This window comes from Rhodospirillales bacterium (assembly GCA_020638175.1).
Classification (GTDB): Bacteria; Pseudomonadota; Alphaproteobacteria; order Micavibrionales; family Micavibrionaceae; genus JACKJA01.
Map to the genome: position 1 here is coordinate 355,888 of JACKJA010000002.1, position 17,185 is coordinate 373,072.

Genomic DNA, 17,185 nt, shown 5'->3' on the forward strand with positions numbered 1-17,185 from the left:
TCTCTAAGCGGCCGTTTTTTGCTGACCGGCTTTTGCCGCTTCAAATGCCCAGTCAAGCCAGAGAGTCAACGCTGCCATATCCGACGATTCGATGGTCGCACCACCCCAGATCCGCAGGCCCGGCGGAGCGTCGCGGTATCCTTTGATATCATAGGCTGCGCCTTCCTTGTCGAGCGCTTTGGCCATCGCGCCGATAAAAGCCGTTTGATCGTCAGCGGATAAACCCGCAAACCACGGATCGACGATCTTCAGACAGATCGAAGTTGTCGAACGACTGGCCGGATCGACGGCCAGAAAATCAACCCATCCTGTCTTCCCGGCCCATGCCGCAAGCGCATCGTAGTTTGCCTGCGACCGCGCCATAACGCCTTTCAGCCCGCCGACACTTTCAACCCAGTTCAAGGCATCCAGACAATCCGCGACCGCAATCATCGACGGCGTATTGATCGTCTCACCCTTGAAAATACCGTCAATCAGCTTGCCCTTCTTGGTCAGGCGGAAGATTTTCGGCAAGGGACGAGCAGACGGCGTAAAGCTTTCCAGACGCTCAACAGCGCGCGGTGAAAGCACCAGCATTCCGTGCGCCCCTTCGCCGCCCAGAACTTTTTGCCAGCTCCACGTCGTCACATCCAGCTTGTCCCATGGCATGTCATAGGCAAACACCGCCGATGTCGCATCGCAGAACGTCAAACCCGCGCGATCAGCGCTGATGAAATCGCCATTTGGCACGCGCACGCCGCTGGTCGTCCCGTTCCAGACAAACACTGTGTCATTTGCCGGATTAGCCGCCGACAAATCTGGCAAATCGCCGTACGCGGCTTCGTACGTGTTCACATTTTCCAACTTCAGATGCTTGGTGATATCAGCCATCCAGCCGGATGAAAAACTCTCCCACGCAAACACGTCAACACCGCGCGGCCCCAGCATCGACCACAGCGCCATTTCAAAAGCGCCCGTATCGGATGCCGGAACAATCCCGATCTTGTAATCCGCCGGAATCCCCAGAATGGCTCGGTGCTTTTCAATCACGGCTTCGAGCTGTTTTTTGCATGGCCCGGCCCGGTGCGACCGCCCGGTCAGAGCCTCTAGCCCGGCAAGGGACCACCCCGGCCGTTTGGCGCACGGACCGGAAGAAAAACAGGGGTTTTGCGGCTTAACGGACGGCATCGCGGTCATGAATAAAATTCCTTTGTTAGATACGAACGACTACAGGCTTTTTACCGCCGAAAAGCTGGAAACACAAGAGACAGAAAACAGGATCAGAATAATCAAAAGTCACGTTAACCGGCTGTTAAGGGAATTTTGGTATTTTTGAGGCTAACAAACAGTTGAATGGGATTTACACAAATGGGACGGACATTCCAATTAGGGTCAAAAACAAACGGCCAGCCCGGCATCGCCGCCATGCTGGACGATCAGAACCGGATTCATGATCTGAGAGACGGCCCGCACGCCATTTCCGGAAACAACGCCATAAAAATCGAAGCCGCTGCGGTTTCGCCGAATGTCGACGCTTTCCAAAAAGCAGCGATCGGGCAAGTTGCCATCGCCGGGCAAGATTCAGCGAACGGAGCAACCTACACACCGCCCACAGCAAAACTCGATACGTTCGACGTTTAGCATTTTTTGAAAACAGGCATTTTCCACTGGCGCCCTTCACCGGGCGCCTTTACACTTGTATCCATGAGTTTCATTTTAACCTTGGTTGCCTCTAAAAAACCTTTATCCGCAGGCCATCTGGCGGGAATAGGGCGCTATTGCGATTCGCAAGGTCTGGGGCTGCGCGGCGATCCCGTCTGGCAAGAACAGCACAAAGCCGCCGATATCCTGCTGTCCAACAAACCGGGCACGGATCAGATTGCCGCCCTGCGCGACGCGCTGGCCACCGATAAAATCGACCTGTTTATCACCGCCGCCGCCGACCGCAGGCGCGGCGCCAAAAAACTGCTGATCTGTGATATGGACGCCACCATCGTCGCAGGCGAAACCCTTGACGAAGTCGCGGCCCAAGCCGGGATTGGCGAGAAAATCGCCGCCATCACCGCCCGCGCCATGCGCGGCGAACTGGATTTCAAGGAAGCGCTGGATGAGCGCATCGGCCTTTTAAAGGGTCAGCCGAACTCCTTACTGGAAACGGTTTTGTCGGAAACAAAACTGAACCCCGGCGCCCAAAAACTGGTAAGTACCATGACAAAGGCCGGGGCAACCTGTGTTCTGGTTTCCGGCGGTTTTACGTTCTTCACCGGGGCGATTGCTGAAAAATGCGGTTTTCATCACCATCACGGCAATATACTGGATATTACAGACGGTAAATTAGCGGGAACAGTCACGCCGCCGATCCTTGATAAAAACGCCAAACTGAATTTCCTGCAACACTACACGGAAGAGCTCGGGATTGATCGGGCCGATACCCTCGCGATAGGCGACGGAGCAAATGATTTGCCAATGCTGGAACATGCAGGCCTGGGAATAGGATACCGCCCCAAACCGCTGGTTTCACAATCCTTACCCGGATGCATCATCCATGGCGACCTGACCGCCGCCCTTTACGCCCAGGGACTAAAAACCGGATAAAGTAACCGTTGACGCTCCCCAAAAGCTGATTTACGCTTGTTTTCATATAAAGGTTGTCAAACACAGCAGGGACAGAGATGGGAAAGACAATCAAGACCTTTATCGCCGATAATAAAGCCCGGGATTACGGGAAGAGTATCGGGGCGTTTGTAAAACACGCCGCAGGTATATGCCATCTGGTTAAAAACCGGCAAGGCATGATTTATCTCTACTCGCCCCTGCAACAAGACAAAGAAGAAAAGACCGTTCTTCTGGGAGCCGTCATACCGGAAGGACAACCGGCCGCGCCTTATCCCGTGCTACAGCCCTGCGAAGTTGAGGATATTCAAGATCCCGCACGATTCCTGCAAAACATCATTCCGGCGCTACAAAAAGGCCACGGGTTCCATTGCGCGGAAAGGGGTGTACGCATCATCCCCGTACGGCTTTTTGATAAATTCAAAAAACACTACCCGCTGATCCGGACGACGGAAGACCTCAACCCCTTAACCAATCCCTACGCAAAAAGTGAGGCCACACGAAGCGTAAAATGGACAAAGTTAAAACATCCACGGCCGCTGAAAAGCGCGAACGACAGGCCCGCCGCCACACCAGTGGCAAAGCCGCGCCATGAATTTTCCACGGCGACAACCGGAAACGGAAAAGCCAAACGCCGGGATACACAGGTCAAAGCCCTGATAAACCAGTCAATCGCCGAACGAACACCTGTCCCGCTGGATATAGAGGGACTGGATCATCAGGGCGCCCATATTATCGCCGACCACTTTCTTGTTACCGCTTCGGAAATCATTGAAAAAGAGCTGGGAATTGATCCGCCCGGAACGACGGAGCAGCCGAAAAAGAATATCGTCCAGCTAATGACCGAGCGGCTACAGGAAATTCGGGATAATGGCGGTATTGGGGTCTTTAACAGATTTGCCGCGCCGGGGCGCAAACCACCCCGCATCGTTACTGATCCCGATATTCTTGAAAAGCTGAACGATATTGCCCGGCGCCTTGGCCCGTCACCAAAGCCCCGGTATTAGTGTTTCGCTACATATTTCCAGAATAAATTTGACATAAATGTTAAAAGCCGTGTAGAACACCCCGGACAGAAAAAAGAAAATAAACCGGATGATATTTCATGGGCAAAACCGACAGTTCACACTTATTCTACGACGAATTCAGTGATTCTTTTATCGAAAAAATCACCCCCTATCCCCATGACAAATTGCACATAGAAATTCTAAATACCGCAGACCTTGAACCACCGCTCCCTTGGGAAAAAGGACTGACAAACGAAGATAGTAAAAAGCGCCAGATTGAGTCGGCACGGCGAGACGGAAAGATAAACGCGCTCCTGCAAAAGATCGAAACAGAGAAAAATCGAAATAAAATCCTGCTCGTAAAAGATAGAGACCAAAACCTTATAGGCGCTTTTGTCCCGCAAATATTCATGCTACACGCTGCCCAGCGCCTTCTGGGCGATTTTGGTGATCTGGGCGAAACGCAGCACGGTCATTTCATTCATAACCGTTTGAGCGACCTCCAGCCCGATAATGCGAAATCATTGGGACTCACCCAAAACGGATTTAGAAAAACGGCGCTGGTATTTCTGTCTGCACATGTGATGAAGACACTGGAAGAGCGCGGGATTCTGCAACAGGAATCGCAATCAGACGAATATGCCCTTACACCGGTCACCGAAGAAGAACAGGGGGCTTACGCCAAGGTCATCGACGCGAAAAAGGGCGCGGAAAAAGCCAAGAAAACAGTACTCCAGACATCCGGCCCATCTGCAAGAAAGAAAAAAAAGAAATCAACACTGACGGCCCAAACTGGTTTTGACACCGCAGCAGCCGGCGCCGCCACCAGAACAAAAAGGAAAGCCGACAACCCTTACCCGGAAATGGATTTTGTCGGAAAACCTCTGGAACTGAGCAATGTTGACAGAAGGGGCTTCAATAATCAGGACATGAAAGATCTGGAAGAGGGTAAAACTATGACCGCCGTCTATCAAGGCCACGTCGTAGGGGCATTTATGAGATACGACAAACTGCGCCGTGAAACACAGGAAGATTCAAAAGCAAATATTCCTGAGTTCAGGAATATGCTTCTGTTGAGTAAAATAGACTGGAATGAAAAGAAAACGATCATAATCGAAATAGACAAAGATTGTAGCCCCATAGCCTTTATGACCGCGCCCGCCTATGAGGAATGGAAAGCAAAAAACAAGCCTAAAGCTCGCTCTTTAAATCCCGGATAAACCCGGACAGCCCCACCACGCGCGGCCGTTTCAGGCGCTCTGCATCCAGAATCATCTGGACGCGCGCCAGCGTTTCGTCGATATCCCGGTTAATCAGAACATAATCGTATTCTATATAATGGCTGATCTCGTCCGATGCCTTGGACAGGCGGTATCGGATGCTTTCTTCGGTATCTCGCGCCCGCGCCCGCAACCGACGTTCAAGCTCCTTGCCCGAAGGCGGCAGGATAAAAACGGTCACCAGATCCTCACGGGCAATTTCCTTTAGCTGCTGGGTACCCTGCCAGTCGATATCAAAGATCACATCTTTTCCGGCCTGAAGCGCTGCTTCGACCGGGGCGCGCGGCGTTCCGTAATGATGCTTGAAAACATTGGCGTATTCCAGCATCTCGCCATTATCGACCATTTTTTGAAAGGACGGTTCATCCACGAAATGGTAATCTTGGCCGTTAACCTCACCGGGACGCCGGTCCCGTGTCGTCGCCGAAATAGAGACCTGCAAATCTGCGTTCTGCTTAAGAAGCGCCCGCGTCAGCGTTGTCTTTCCGGCGCCTGACGGCGACGACAAAACAAACATCAAACCCCGGCGCTGCAGATCAAATTGCGACATAAATCCTCCCCGTTTGTCCCATTTTAACAATTGCACCGTGCAAGTCCATGGTTCATTGTAAGATCATGAACAATCATCCTCAATCCATACTGATTACCGGGGCGTCCAGTGGTATCGGGGCCGCTTTGGCCGCGCATTATGCTGCGCCGGATACCGTGCTGTTCTTGGGGGGACGCGACCAGATGCGTCTGGAAACCATCGCAAAAAAATGCCGGAACAAAGGCGCCGATACGCACATAGCTCTTGTTGACATCACAGACCGTAAAGCCGTCGCACAATGGATTGAGGCGGCGGATCAGGCCGCGCCGCTGGATCTGGTCATCGCCAACGCCGGAATTTCAGCTGGATCGGGCGGCACACACACGGCAGAAAACCCCGAACAGGTGCGCCACATCATGGATGTCAATTTCACCGGCATCCTGAACACAGTCGATCCGATCCTTCCGCGGATGATCGGCCGAGGCCGGGGCCAGATCGCCCTGATGAGTTCTCTGGCCGGTTTTTCCGGCTGGCCGGGCGCTGTCGCCTATAGCGCCTCCAAAGGGGTGATAAGGCTATACGGGGAAGGGCTGCGCGGCGCTGTCGCAAAAAAAGGCATAAAAATTAATGTTATCTGCCCCGGATTCATCAAAACGCCTTTAACCGATGTAAATCCCTTTCCGATGCCCTTCATTATGAAGGCAGATAAAGCCGCCCGGATTATCGCGAAAAATTTGCGCCGTAATAAAACCCGGATCGCTTTTCCTTTGCCCATGTATATCTTCGTCGGGTTTCTAGGTATGTTACCACCGTCATGGGCATTACTTTTACAGACAAAAATGCCGGAAAAACCTTCTTGCAACAAATAGTTGTCATTTATGTTGCCTTTCAGTTTCGAATTGATAAGATATGCTTGCTTATGTTATAATTTATAGATCAATTATATAATAAAATAATAACAATACTCCCAGCATAAGCAAAGGAGAGACAGATGGCCGACATGGATGTCAAAAAAGTTGAAAGTAACGTTCAGGCGGCCGCAAGTCTCCTGAAATCTTTGTCTAATGAAAAAAGGCTGATGATTGTCTGCGCTCTCCATAAGGGAGAGAAAAGCGTCGGCGAACTGGAAGAAATCGTCGAGCTGAGTCAATCAGCCCTGTCGCAGCATCTTGCCCGCCTGCGTCATGACGGGCTTGTCAGCACCCGCAGAAATGCCCAGACAATTTACTACTCCATCAAGGATTCCGCCGTTGAAAGTCTCCTGAAAAGCCTGTGCAGTATATATGGGCCAAATCCCACCTCTCCAAAAGAGTAGGGACTACGCCAGTATTTTTCCCAAAGTCGCTTCGACGGTTTCAACTGGGAGGTTTTCCAGATTTTCTTCCTGCAAAACATCCACATGCGCACCTTGCGGCGCATGACGAACAGGATTGCTGGCCCCGGAAAACAAAACAAGCGTGGGACGGCCCGTTGGACCTGCGATATGGATCGGCCCCGTATCATTGCCAACCACCGCATCCGCGCCACGCGCCAGCACGGCAATATCAAACAAAGAGGTTTTCCCGGCCAGATTCAAACTTCCCGGCGCGTCTTTTTCTATTGCGGACAAAGCATCAGCCTCGGAATCCGTCCCGATTAAAACAGGTTGACGCCCTTGTGACAGCAGGCGCTTTGCCAAGTCTGCATAGTTTTTCGCCGGCCAGCGTTTATAGGGGTGCTGGGGCGCACAACCCGGAACCAAAAGAACGTAAGGCGGTTGAAGCCCCAGTGCGGAAACGTCCGTTTTAATCCAGCTCAAATCATCAACCGTAACAGTATCAATCCCGGCCAGCGCCAGCGTCTGCACATGCCCGGCAAATGACTTTCCGGCCGTCCGCTCAGGGGAATCATTGCGGTGCGACGCCCCCTTGGCTGCCCCGACCCATTCAACTTCATTTTTGAAAAACAGCCGGAAGTACAAGGCCGTCCGGTCATTATTCTGCAAATCATAGACACGGGAAAATGCGCCTTCGCGTAGTTTTTTTCCTAAACCAACCCAGTCAAGCGGTTGATTCCAGCGGGGCCGGGTATCCACCCACACATCGTCAAAATAACCGCACGCCTCGCCGAATTGTACGAACGGTTTGGTCGTCAATAACGTAATATGCGCATCGGGATGATGCCGGCGGATGGCCGCCATCGGCCCTAAAGCCTGGATGAAATCCCCCAGAGCCCCCAGTTTAATAACCAGTATCTTTTTTTGATCGCTCATTCCGCTGCATCCTTCATACCCAGAGACGGCCCCTGCATGGCCCTGTCCTTTTTCAAGCTCTCCGGTCGGTTTTTCATTTTTCTTTCCAGCAATTCCGCGTATACATTCAGCGTCTCATCAGCCATTTTTTCTCGCGTAAAATTGCGCGCGATATGGGCCATCGCCCTTGTAGCAAGAACAGCGCGCTGCGTCGGGTTCAGCGATAAAGCTTCGTTAATTGCCTGTGACAGGGAACGGGCATCCCCCGGCCGCACCAGCCATCCCGTTTCGCCGCGGACAATCGTTTCCTGCGCCCCGCCATGATCCGTCGCGATAACCGGACGGCCCATCGCCTGCCCTTCGACCGGCACCCGGCCAAAGCCTTCCGGATCGGTGGACGCGGATACCACAATGGTTGCCAGCATATAAGCCGCCGGCATGTCGTTACAGTGGTCGATCATCCGCACCTGACCGCCCAGCCCACGTTCTTGAATAGCCTCTTCGAGTTCCTGACGATAACCGGTCCGCCCCTGGTCAGAACCGATAATGACACAAAACACATCCTTGCGATTTAGCATATCAATGGCTTCGATCAACACATGATGGCCTTTCCACCGGGTCAACCGGCCCGGCAGCATCACAATACTGGCGCCATCCGGCACCCGCCATTGCCGCGACAAAGTAATCATCCGCTCCGGCGTGACCGCTGTCGGATGAAACTTATCCAGTGCAATCCCCCGGTGAACCACGCGAATATGATCCGGATCGATCCGGTAATGGCGTTTCAGATAATCCGCCACATAACCCGATATCGCGATCACCCGCTCGCCCTTGGCGATAATCTCGTTATACAGCCGCTTGGTATCGCCGCTGATGTTATACGGTGCATGACATGTCGTCATGAAATCGGCCCGCGTATTCTTACAGGCATAATAACAGCTCCAGGCCGGTGCCCGGCTGCGGGCATGGACAATATCAACGTTATATTTTTTAATGATTTTCTTTAGCCTAAAAATATTCCGCGCCATCACAAGCGGATTTTTGGAATGAACCGGCAAGTCAATGTGAACGCCGCCGACACGGGCCAGCTCATGCAGCCGCGCGCCACCGTGCGACACCACCAGCGGCAAAGCGCCGGCCTGATGCAAGGCCGCAGCAATATCAATGCACCCTTGCTCGGCGCCGCCGGGACCGAGCTCCGGAATAACCTGCATAATCACCGGTCTGTGTTGCTGCTGCGTGTCAGTCATTATCGGAGATCCGTTAATGACGTTTATATTTAAAGGAGCCCTTGGGCTTGTCCGTCCGGTCAAAGGCATAATTACCCTTGCTTTTCCGGGCCAGAGCCGCGTCGCCGTTATAAGGCCACAAACCGACCAGTTTCGCCACAATCAGGTAAACGTAGACCACCAGCGCCGGAACCGCAAACACCAGCGCCGCCGTTTGCTCCAGAAGCGGCCCGACGACCCCTTCCCAAACAGCCGGGTTCAACGAGGCCTTAACCCAGTCATAGGAATCGGGGGCATATTGCACCCAAAGCCAGCCCAGATCGCTCCACTGAAATGTCTCCAGAATCATCATGTAATCTTCTTCGGCCCGGCCATAGGCAATATAAACATCATGCCCCAAAACCGCCAGAAACGGTAACGCCAGTAAAAAACAAATCAGGCCTGCCATAATTAAATTCCCGTCTATCCCGTAAAACCACTGAATGCTCCGCAAAGCGAAACCCGTGCGGCCATTCTAGCAACATCCCGGTTTATTGGCAAAAGCAAAACATCCCGTCAAACAATTAAGACTTGAACTTTTCACCAACGCCCGCTAGGTTGCGGCATTATTTTGTACGGAGAGGTGGCCGAGCGGTTTAAGGCGCACGCCTGGAAAGCGTGTTGGGGGCAACTCCTCGCAGGTTCGAATCCTGTCCTCTCCGCCATTTACCGGCGCCCACCCGGCGTTTCCCTGAGAAGGATAGAAAACCGCGGTAATCTGGTCTTCTACGCTACAGACATTAATCGTTATAATTAAACGCTTCCATATGCATAGGACGAACCATTTCGGCGTAAGCCCGCTTCCATTCATACATATCAATCACACCGTCTTTGTGAACATTGACCTGATAAAATGATTTGCCAATAAAATCGAGGGGTGACAACCCGTCTTTACCCTCGTCGAAACGGCTAAGTCCTGATTGCTGCAAGAATTCCTGCCGGCTGACCGTTTCCTTAACGGGCTTGTCATCCGTGCGATACTCGACAATCTCCATCGTTTTACGCTCCATCGGGGTAAACGTCATGATGCGGGGGCGCTTCATCTCTATATTATCAATGACCTTGTTTCCATCCCGGTCAAAAAGACGAAACAGCGTCTCACCGATCTCGTCCCGTTCGAAAACCCCGTCTTGATTGCTATCGAATTTTTCCAGATTGATCGAATGAGGCAAAGCCTGTTCCACCGGCTCAACTTCCACCCGCACAGTTACCTTTTCGGCAGACGGTTCGGATTCCAGAATTTGTTCTGCTTCCTTTTGTAACTCATCACCGCTGATCTGTACCAATGGCTCGCTGGCATATGCGGGAAACACTATCGAAACCAGACCGGCAGTTAATAAAATATGGTGGATTTTCAACATGATATCTCTCCTCCACGGTTAAGTTCATCGTCCAAATAACCTCATATATGGCAAAACCGCCATATTTCAAGAACAGAGAGATTATTCAAAAATCCAGCCTGATCAGAAATATGGGAAACATACGACCTTTTAAATAAAAAAGGCGCCAACCCATGATAGCCGCCCATCAGGAAACATGGGGTATTTTTTTGTATTTTTATCTTGACCCAAATCAATTCATTGATACGATATCTAGTATATTTTTCTCCCTGATGGCACATCATCTTGTGTCTCTTCGCGAAAACATCACATTGAAATTATTCACCTCTTTCGTTCAAAAAAGGAGATTCCTCATGCCTCTTGACGCCATTCTTGCCCCCGCTACCCCAAAGAAAAACGATTCGTTTGACGCGGATAACATCACCACTCTTTTTGGCGGCACGGATGTCGATTGCTCGGAGGCCGTCAGCGAATATATTTCCAAGGAAGACTGGCGGATTAATGCCAACGCCAACACGGGCTATTCCAACGCCGGGCTGATTAACAATGTCGCGGGCAAGATCATTGCCAATTTCTGGCTTGATGAAGTCTACAGCGCCGAAGAAGGTCGCGCCCACCGCGAAGGTGACGTCCATATCCATGATCTGGATTGCCTGACCGGCTATTGCGCCGGATGGAGCCTGCGGGCCTTGCTCAACGAAGGATTCAACGGGGTCGCGGGCCGCGTATCATCCCGACCGCCGCGTCATTTCCGCGAGGCACTGGGACAAATGGCTAACTTTCTCGGAATTTTGCAATCCGAATGGGCGGGGGCGCAGGCTTTTAGCTCTTTCGATACCTATTTGGCTCCCTATGTGTTCCGGGATCAGCTCGGCTTTGAAGATATCAAAAAAGCCATCCGCCAATTTGTTTATAACCTGAACGTCCCAGCGCGCTGGGGCCAATCACCGTTCACCAACATCACGCTCGACATCACCCCGCCGGAAGATCTGCAAAACAATTTCCCGACCGCCGAGGATATTCATCTGTTCAAAGAGCTTGATGACAATGATCTCCTGAAAAAAGCGCAGCAGCGCGACATGGGAATCCGGACTCTGGAAGACATGACATACCGCCATTTCGTACCGGAAATGGAAATGATCGTCATTGCCTACTATGAAGTCATGACCGAAGGCGATTCGAATGGCCAGCCTTTTACCTTCCCGATCCCAACCGTGAATATAACGGAAGATTTTAACTGGGACACACCAGTGGCCAATGCCATTTTTGACAACACCGCCAAGGTGGGCTCGTCTTACTTCCAGAATTTCGTCGGCAGCCAGTACAAACGCGACGCCGACGGTAACCGCATTCCCAATCCGGAAGCATATTCACCCGGCGCGGTGCGCTCAATGTGCTGCCGTTTGCAACTGGATTTACGCGAACTGCAAAAACGCGGCAACGGCCTGTTCGGCTCGGCGGAAATGACCGGATCCCTAGGGGTTGTCACGATCAACATGGCAAGGCTGGGGTACAAGTACAAGGGAAATCATGACGGTTTAATGGAAGAGCTGGACCGCTTAATGGACATTTCCTATTCAACGCTGGAGAAAAAACGCAGCTTCGCGCAAGGGATGTACGACCGCGGCCTTTATCCTTACACGGCCCGTTATCTGCCGTTCCTGCGCAATCATTTCTCGACGATCGGCGTCAACGGCATGAACGAGATGATCCGCAACTTCACCGGCGATGAATATGATATCACCGATGAACGCGGCATCGAAATGTCGCTGAGCATTCTCGATCACATGCGTGATAAAATGAAAGGCTACCAGCAGGAAAGTGGCAATCTCTATAATCTGGAGGCCACCCCGGCAGAAGGCACGACCTACCGCTTTGCCAAGGAAGATAAAAAGCGGTTCCCCGATATCATCCAGTCCGGCTGCGGCGACCAGATTTACTACACCAATTCTAGCCAAATTCCGGCCGGGCATACCGATGATCCGTTCGAGGCGCTGGAACTGCAAAACGAATTGCAATGCAAATATACCGGCGGCACGGTTTTGCACCTGTACATGAACGAACAGCTCTCTTCGCCGGAAGCCTGTAAACGCTTTGTCAAAAAAGTCATCGAGAACTACCAGATGCCTTACATAACCGTCACGCCCGTGTTCTCAGTCTGCGATGAACACGGTTACCTGAAAGGCGAACAGCCCGAATGCCCACATTGCCATACGAAAACCAAAGTCTGGTCGCGGGTGATGGGATATTTCCGTCCGGTCGATTCCTTTAACATCGGCAAAAAAGGCGAACACGCCGAACGCCGTTTCTTCAAGGAAGAATGGGTCGATACCGGCAACCTGTTCAGTGGAAATTGATCCATGTCGAACGCCTGTCAAATAGAGGTAAAGCAAGAGCCGGGAACCTGTGAAAGAGCGGGAAGCCAGCTCTTGCCCGTCTATTCGGTAACCCCCTTTACCATGCTGGATTTCCCGGATAAAACCGCCTGTATTGTTTGGCTTTCGGGCTGCAACATGCGCTGCCGGTATTGCCACAACCCGGATATCGTTCTGGGCAAGGGCCGCGGCACGGTCGAAGATGTCATGCAATTCCTGCGCAAACGGCAAGGATTGCTCGACGGCGTAGTGCTATCGGGCGGCGAAGCATCGATCTGGCCCGATTTGCCTGGTTTTATCCGTATGGTCAAAAAAATGGGCTATGCGGTGAAGCTGGACACCAACGGCCTGCGCCCGGATGTCATAGCGGATTTCCTTGAAAATGACCTGTTGGATTATGTGGCTCTTGACTACAAAGCCCCACCGGAAAAATTTAAATACGTAACGGGCACGGATAAATTTGCTGCGTTTGAAAAAACACTGGCACTACTTTGTGCGCAAAAAAATGTACCGTTCGAAATCCGCACCACGGTCCATACGGCCCTGATGGATGAAAGCGACATTAACGCCATCATTACCGATCTGGAACAAAAAGCATATCGCGGTACCTATCATATCCAGAATTTCAGGGCCGATAACGACCGCCCGACTCTGGGAAAACTGAAAGAACAGCCGCGCCCGCTGGACCGCAGCAAAATCCGGACGAACACATCGTTCGCCTGCGCTTTTCGTAATTTCTGATACCCTACAGACCTGACAGGTTTTGATCCTTCGGCCAAGTCACTTTCCAGCCGAGCACCACCTTTTTCTCAGCCTTGGGCGCCAGCTTCATTTCCCAGCGCAGCAAACCTTTCACATCGTCGGCATCTTCTTCATATCCGGCGGTCGTGTTGTCCTTCACCAGCTTTACATCGATTTTCTCATTGCGCGGCGTCGGCACAGTTTCAGCCACAACAACGGTAACCGGCTGGTTATGAAGGTTCTGGATCGCTGTCACATAATGCCGTTCCAGCGTGTTATCGCGGGAAATCACCCCGGCATCCTTGCGCTCATCCAGCATCACTTTCCGGGTTACAGATACCTGATCGTCCACCCCGAAATATAGCGCATATTCCTCGGCCGGGCGCAGCAAAGGCAAAGCCGATTGCCCGACGAATGCCCCGTCACGGAACAGACTGACCGGCCCCGGCAACAACGGCGATTCTCCCTTCAATTTGGTTTGCGCCACCAGGAAAGCATCCGTGCTCATCTGTGGTTTCACGTGAATCATTATGGCACTTTCAGTATCAAACGCCCCGACCATCAATTTTGTTTCGCTGCCGTCCGCCAGCACCACCGCCGGCCCCGGAATTTTATATTCACTGACAAAGCCGCCGGTTTCGATCTCGGCGACAGCAAACTCTGCTTCTCTCATCGGCACAGGCGCGGCGGAAGACATCGCCATATTTTCTTCCATCGCTACCCCGTCCATACTATCCGACATCACCGCCATCGCCGTACCGCCCATACTCATGCTCTTCATCAGGCGCCCTCTGTTTTCCGGGCTCCATAGGTCAACCCACCACGGATTTAGATCCGGCAGGCTGGCGCCGCGCTGCGGCTGCGCCGTCGAAAGCGTCAAAACCACGCCGGACCAATCCTCGCCTGTGCGCTGACTGACAGCGCCATACTGGATAAGATCAAGCTTAGAAGCGCCCGTATCCAGCCGCGCATCATAAACCGGCTTCCAGCGGGCATTTGGCACCTGATAGCTCAGAGAAATCATCAACTGTGTTGCTGCCGCTGATTCCAGCGGTACCGACACCTCATAACTGCTGCGCTGGCCAGTCCGCAGCTGATTCAGCTCCTCGCGCACTTTCTGAATTTTCCGGTCCAGATCACGTTTTTTAATGCCCAGCTCCACCTCGGCTTTTAAAATCTCGGACATACCCTGATGAATCGTTGCCGCCGCCCCGGCCCACTGATCGGGCTTCAAATCCAGCTCAGCGATATCCTCGTTGGTCCGCAGCGTTGCTTGTTTGCCAATGTTTTCAAGAAACGTTTTGCGAACCTGAAGCGCCTGCCGCTCCGCATCCATCAAATAAACCTGATCTTGCAGCCCTTCCAGTTGATCGTTCAACTCTCTTTCCTTTGCGGATGCCAGCTCACTGGACGTCACCCGTTTGTGCGTCACAGCGCCAAATTTAACGGTCGCCGCCGCTTTGCCCTCCGCTCGCAGGGAATCGGGCAGTAAAATCGCTGGCAAATCCTGAAAAACAACGCTATGTGCCCCCGCCGGAATATCAACGACCGCCCAGCGTGTCACCGTCGCCCGGTTTGTATAAACGGTAACCGCCTGTATCTTGCTGTCCGCCACGACATCAGCGGCCTTTGCCACAGCCGGGAGTAAACCGAAAACCACCAGAAAAGCCAACAACACACGCGTCATCACAAAAATCTCCCTGAAAAATATACTTAAATCTGCAGATCTGATCTTAATACGATTTGCCGCAGGATCAAATAAATTGGGCAGAACCGGCAAAATAAGGCATAATAAACATATGGGAAAGATGGCTCTACACATGAATATGCTCAGAATATTCTGCCTGTTCTTGCTGGCATCCCTTGTGCTGTCTGGCCATAGCGCCGGTCTCCGCGCCCAAAATTTCGATACCACCTTCCAGTACAGATACACCATCCCCGAAACAATCGGTTTTGCCTATCATTCTCTGGCAAAATGGCACCCGCGATTTGAATTCTGGATTGCCAAACAACCGGCCTATATTGAGGCACGCCCCAGCCAAAAAGGCACAATCATGGTCAAAGAAAAAGAACGGCTGGAGATGGGGTATGTTAGCTACAGCACTGAACAAAAAGAGATATCTATCCCCGTCAACGCTCTTGTCACTCTGGAGCCCGGCCCGGACCAGACAACAAAAATCCGGCTCGAATTAACCGATGCCCAGGGACCGTATCTGGTTTTTGAAATCGGGCAAATATGGATCGCGGTTATTTTGAATGAGCCTGATTACTTTTTTCATGCCCCGCTTAGCACCGAAGAACGCGGACGTCTCACCGCTTATGCCGGCCCCCATAATCTGTCTTTCAACAACATGATCGATCTTGTCCTCCAGCCGATCAGCGCTGATCGATCGGCCCCTCTGCAAATCGAGGGCGTCGACGCATGGTTGATGATGGCGGATATTAAAGCGCTGCGCTTACGGGATGAACAAACCGGCGCCCTCCTTTGGGAACGGTTACCGAAAGAAAACAAAAAAGACGAAAAAGACTCTGTTTTCTGGTAAACTACCCGAATGGGAAGGAGTGTAAACGCTCATGTATTCACATCTGGACCCGATCTTCAAAACACACATCCGGCAAACCGAAACAACGGATACCGGGTTGCACATTCGCCGTGACGATCCCCGGCAACAAGGCCGTAAAAACGACCGTGACCGGAAAGATGAAACCGATAACTCGCTGTGGGAAGACAGCGCCGAAGTCTCGGTCAGCGCCCTAAGAACCTTTCTGGAAGATCTGATCGCCCCGCGCCAAAAGCCGGAAACCAGCCCCGAATCTTCAGAAAATAGAGAAACTGAACCGCTCCCGACACAAAAACCCGTTTCCCCTCAGGCCGCCACCGCCGCAAAGGCCTATCAGCATTCAGCGGAAACTAAAGGGGAGCCGCCTGTCCTCCCCAGTCACCATAGCGCGCGCTCCTCTGATGAAACGGCAAATAAACTGACGCAAGAGGACATCGACATGATCCGCCGCCTGATAAGTGAGTTATACGACCTTCCCGGACACACAAACCTGCAGCTATCCCTGAAACCCGGCAACAGTTTCATACAAAGTCTGATCGACGCCGTTACACTGGCCAAGCAGGCGGTGTAATCACGGGTTTACATTAACCGATACCCCGGCTCTTCCGTAACCAGAAGCATGGGATTCGCCGGATCGTCTTCTATTTTCTGGCGCAAACGATAGATGTGGGTTTCCAGCGTATGAGTTTCCAGTCCCGCCGCATACCCCCAGACATCATCAAGCAATTCCTGACGACTGACAACGGCTCCTTTTTGCTGGTAAAGGCGAAGCAGCATGTCGCGTTCCTTCTCGGTTAAACGAATAGTTCTGCGTTCTTTGCCACAAACAATTTTGCTCTCGACCGGATACAGAATACAGGAACCAAAGACGACCTCATCGGCAATTACCGTTTTATTCTCGCGTAAATGCTTGGCCAGCCTGTCCAGTAAAGCCCCCATACGAAAGGGCCGGTAAAAGACATCATGACGATTCAAGGACATATCCGGGATATTGTGATCTTCGCCGGCCAGAACAACAAAGGGCGTTTGAATGGCTTCATCCTGCAAACGCTCATAGAGTTCGGCAACACTCATATCCATCGCCTGACCATAGAGCAAAACAAGCCTGTTTTTCAGATGCGCATGAATTTCATGAATTTTTGCCAGAGCATCCCCGGCGCTCTCGAAAAACAGCAGTTCCTTATCCGGCCAGCGAATTAAAACCTGCTCCAGCATCCGCTTTAGTAGCGGATCTGTTATGATCGCTAATATTTTATCTTTGT

18 protein-coding genes and 1 tRNA gene are annotated in these 17,185 nt (G+C 52.1%); 11 read left to right on the forward strand and 8 right to left on the reverse strand.

The genetic code is table 11. From position 1 onward, the window contains the following. Nucleotides 1-3 precede the first annotated feature (3 nt). The gene (locus tag H6868_01715; protein MCB9988032.1) at nucleotides 4-1,176 is read right to left on the reverse strand and encodes a phosphoserine transaminase; all 1,173 of its coding nucleotides are present in this window, start codon (nucleotides 1,174-1,176) and stop codon (nucleotides 4-6) included. A gap of 171 nt (nucleotides 1,177-1,347) precedes the next feature. Here H6868_01715 and H6868_01720 point away from each other — a divergent pair, with 171 nt between their 5' ends. From H6868_01720 to H6868_01735, 4 genes are all read left to right on the forward strand, one after another. Next, on the forward strand, nucleotides 1,348-1,620 hold the full coding sequence (locus tag H6868_01720; protein MCB9988033.1) for a hypothetical protein: 273 nt from the start codon (nucleotides 1,348-1,350) through the stop codon (nucleotides 1,618-1,620). Nucleotides 1,621-1,683: 63 nt separating this feature from the next. Continuing rightward, nucleotides 1,684-2,574: a phosphoserine phosphatase SerB gene (gene serB / locus H6868_01725; protein MCB9988034.1), complete on the forward strand. Its 891-nt coding sequence runs from the start codon at nucleotides 1,684-1,686 to the stop codon at nucleotides 2,572-2,574. 77 nt (nucleotides 2,575-2,651) lie between these two features. Further along, entirely contained in the window at nucleotides 2,652-3,599 is a 948-nt protein-coding gene (locus tag H6868_01730) for a hypothetical protein (GenBank protein MCB9988035.1), read from the forward strand. A 98-nt stretch (nucleotides 3,600-3,697) separates the two neighbouring features. Beyond that, nucleotides 3,698-4,819: a hypothetical protein gene (locus H6868_01735; GenBank protein ID MCB9988036.1), complete on the forward strand. Its 1,122-nt coding sequence runs from the start codon at nucleotides 3,698-3,700 to the stop codon at nucleotides 4,817-4,819. Here H6868_01735 and gmk read toward each other — a convergent pair. Then, nucleotides 4,791-5,429: a guanylate kinase gene (gene gmk / locus H6868_01740; protein MCB9988037.1), complete on the reverse strand. Its 639-nt coding sequence runs from the start codon at nucleotides 5,427-5,429 to the stop codon at nucleotides 4,791-4,793. The two genes, H6868_01735 and gmk, sit on opposite strands and share 29 nt — an antisense overlap. Nucleotides 5,430-5,494: 65 nt before the next feature. On the opposite strand from gmk, the gene H6868_01745 reads away from it, so the two are divergent. Together H6868_01745 and H6868_01750 are read left to right on the forward strand one after the other, a co-directional pair. Continuing rightward, nucleotides 5,495-6,277, forward strand: coding sequence for an SDR family NAD(P)-dependent oxidoreductase (locus H6868_01745; protein ID MCB9988038.1), 783 nt, complete (start codon nucleotides 5,495-5,497; stop codon nucleotides 6,275-6,277). A 131-nt stretch (nucleotides 6,278-6,408) separates the two neighbouring features. Continuing rightward, nucleotides 6,409-6,723 carry a winged helix-turn-helix transcriptional regulator gene (locus tag H6868_01750; GenBank protein ID MCB9988039.1) on the forward strand — a complete coding sequence of 105 codons (315 nt, stop codon included), beginning with the start codon at nucleotides 6,409-6,411 and terminating at the stop codon, nucleotides 6,721-6,723. Nucleotides 6,724-6,726: 3 nt separating this feature from the next. Here the strand turns inward: H6868_01750 and H6868_01755 are convergent, their stop codons facing one another. The 3 genes from H6868_01755 to H6868_01765 are packed head-to-tail and all read right to left on the reverse strand — an operon-like array spanning nucleotide 6,727 to nucleotide 9,315. Next, a complete protein-coding gene (locus tag H6868_01755) occupies nucleotides 6,727-7,659 on the reverse strand; it encodes a glycosyltransferase family 9 protein (GenBank protein MCB9988040.1) in 933 nt (310 codons plus the stop codon). Continuing rightward, entirely contained in the window at nucleotides 7,656-8,888 is a 1,233-nt protein-coding gene (locus H6868_01760; protein ID MCB9988041.1) for a glycosyltransferase family 4 protein, read from the reverse strand. Before H6868_01760 ends, H6868_01755 begins: the two co-directional genes overlap by 4 nt. 13 nt (nucleotides 8,889-8,901) lie before the next feature. After that, on the reverse strand, nucleotides 8,902-9,315 hold the full coding sequence (locus H6868_01765; GenBank protein MCB9988042.1) for a hypothetical protein: 414 nt from the start codon (nucleotides 9,313-9,315) through the stop codon (nucleotides 8,902-8,904). 168 nt (nucleotides 9,316-9,483) lie between these two features. Here H6868_01765 and H6868_01770 point away from each other — a divergent pair. Beyond that, nucleotides 9,484-9,571 (forward strand) — tRNA-Ser (locus H6868_01770). Between the two features lie 75 nt (nucleotides 9,572-9,646). Here H6868_01770 and H6868_01775 read toward each other — a convergent pair. Continuing rightward, the gene (locus H6868_01775) at nucleotides 9,647-10,267 is read right to left on the reverse strand and encodes a hypothetical protein (GenBank protein ID MCB9988043.1); all 621 of its coding nucleotides are present in this window, start codon (nucleotides 10,265-10,267) and stop codon (nucleotides 9,647-9,649) included. Nucleotides 10,268-10,599: 332 nt separating this feature from the next. Between H6868_01775 and H6868_01780 the strand changes: the two genes are divergently transcribed. Both H6868_01780 and H6868_01785 read left to right on the forward strand, forming a co-directional pair. Continuing rightward, on the forward strand, nucleotides 10,600-12,603 hold the full coding sequence (locus H6868_01780) for a ribonucleoside triphosphate reductase (protein MCB9988044.1): 2,004 nt from the start codon (nucleotides 10,600-10,602) through the stop codon (nucleotides 12,601-12,603). 3 nt (nucleotides 12,604-12,606) lie between these two features. Further along, nucleotides 12,607-13,362, forward strand: coding sequence for an anaerobic ribonucleoside-triphosphate reductase activating protein (locus H6868_01785; GenBank protein ID MCB9988045.1), 756 nt, complete (start codon nucleotides 12,607-12,609; stop codon nucleotides 13,360-13,362). Nucleotides 13,363-13,366: 4 nt separating this feature from the next. On the opposite strand, the gene H6868_01790 is transcribed toward H6868_01785, so the two are convergent. Further along, nucleotides 13,367-15,049 (reverse strand): mucoidy inhibitor MuiA family protein, encoded by a 1,683-nt coding sequence (locus tag H6868_01790; protein ID MCB9988046.1) that lies wholly within the window; start codon nucleotides 15,047-15,049, stop codon nucleotides 13,367-13,369. A gap of 133 nt (nucleotides 15,050-15,182) precedes the next feature. Here H6868_01790 and H6868_01795 point away from each other — a divergent pair, with 133 nt between their 5' ends. Together H6868_01795 and H6868_01800 are read left to right on the forward strand one after the other, a co-directional pair. Then, nucleotides 15,183-15,905 (forward strand): hypothetical protein, encoded by a 723-nt coding sequence (locus H6868_01795; GenBank protein MCB9988047.1) that lies wholly within the window; start codon nucleotides 15,183-15,185, stop codon nucleotides 15,903-15,905. 31 nt (nucleotides 15,906-15,936) lie between these two features. Then, complete coding sequence (locus H6868_01800) at nucleotides 15,937-16,494, forward strand: hypothetical protein (GenBank protein ID MCB9988048.1); 558 nt, start codon at nucleotides 15,937-15,939, stop codon at nucleotides 16,492-16,494. Nucleotides 16,495-16,502: 8 nt separating this feature from the next. Here H6868_01800 and H6868_01805 read toward each other — a convergent pair whose 3' ends face one another. Then, complete coding sequence (locus H6868_01805; GenBank protein ID MCB9988049.1) at nucleotides 16,503-17,138, reverse strand: winged helix-turn-helix domain-containing protein; 636 nt, start codon at nucleotides 17,136-17,138, stop codon at nucleotides 16,503-16,505. Nucleotides 17,139-17,185: the final 47 nt, after the last annotated feature.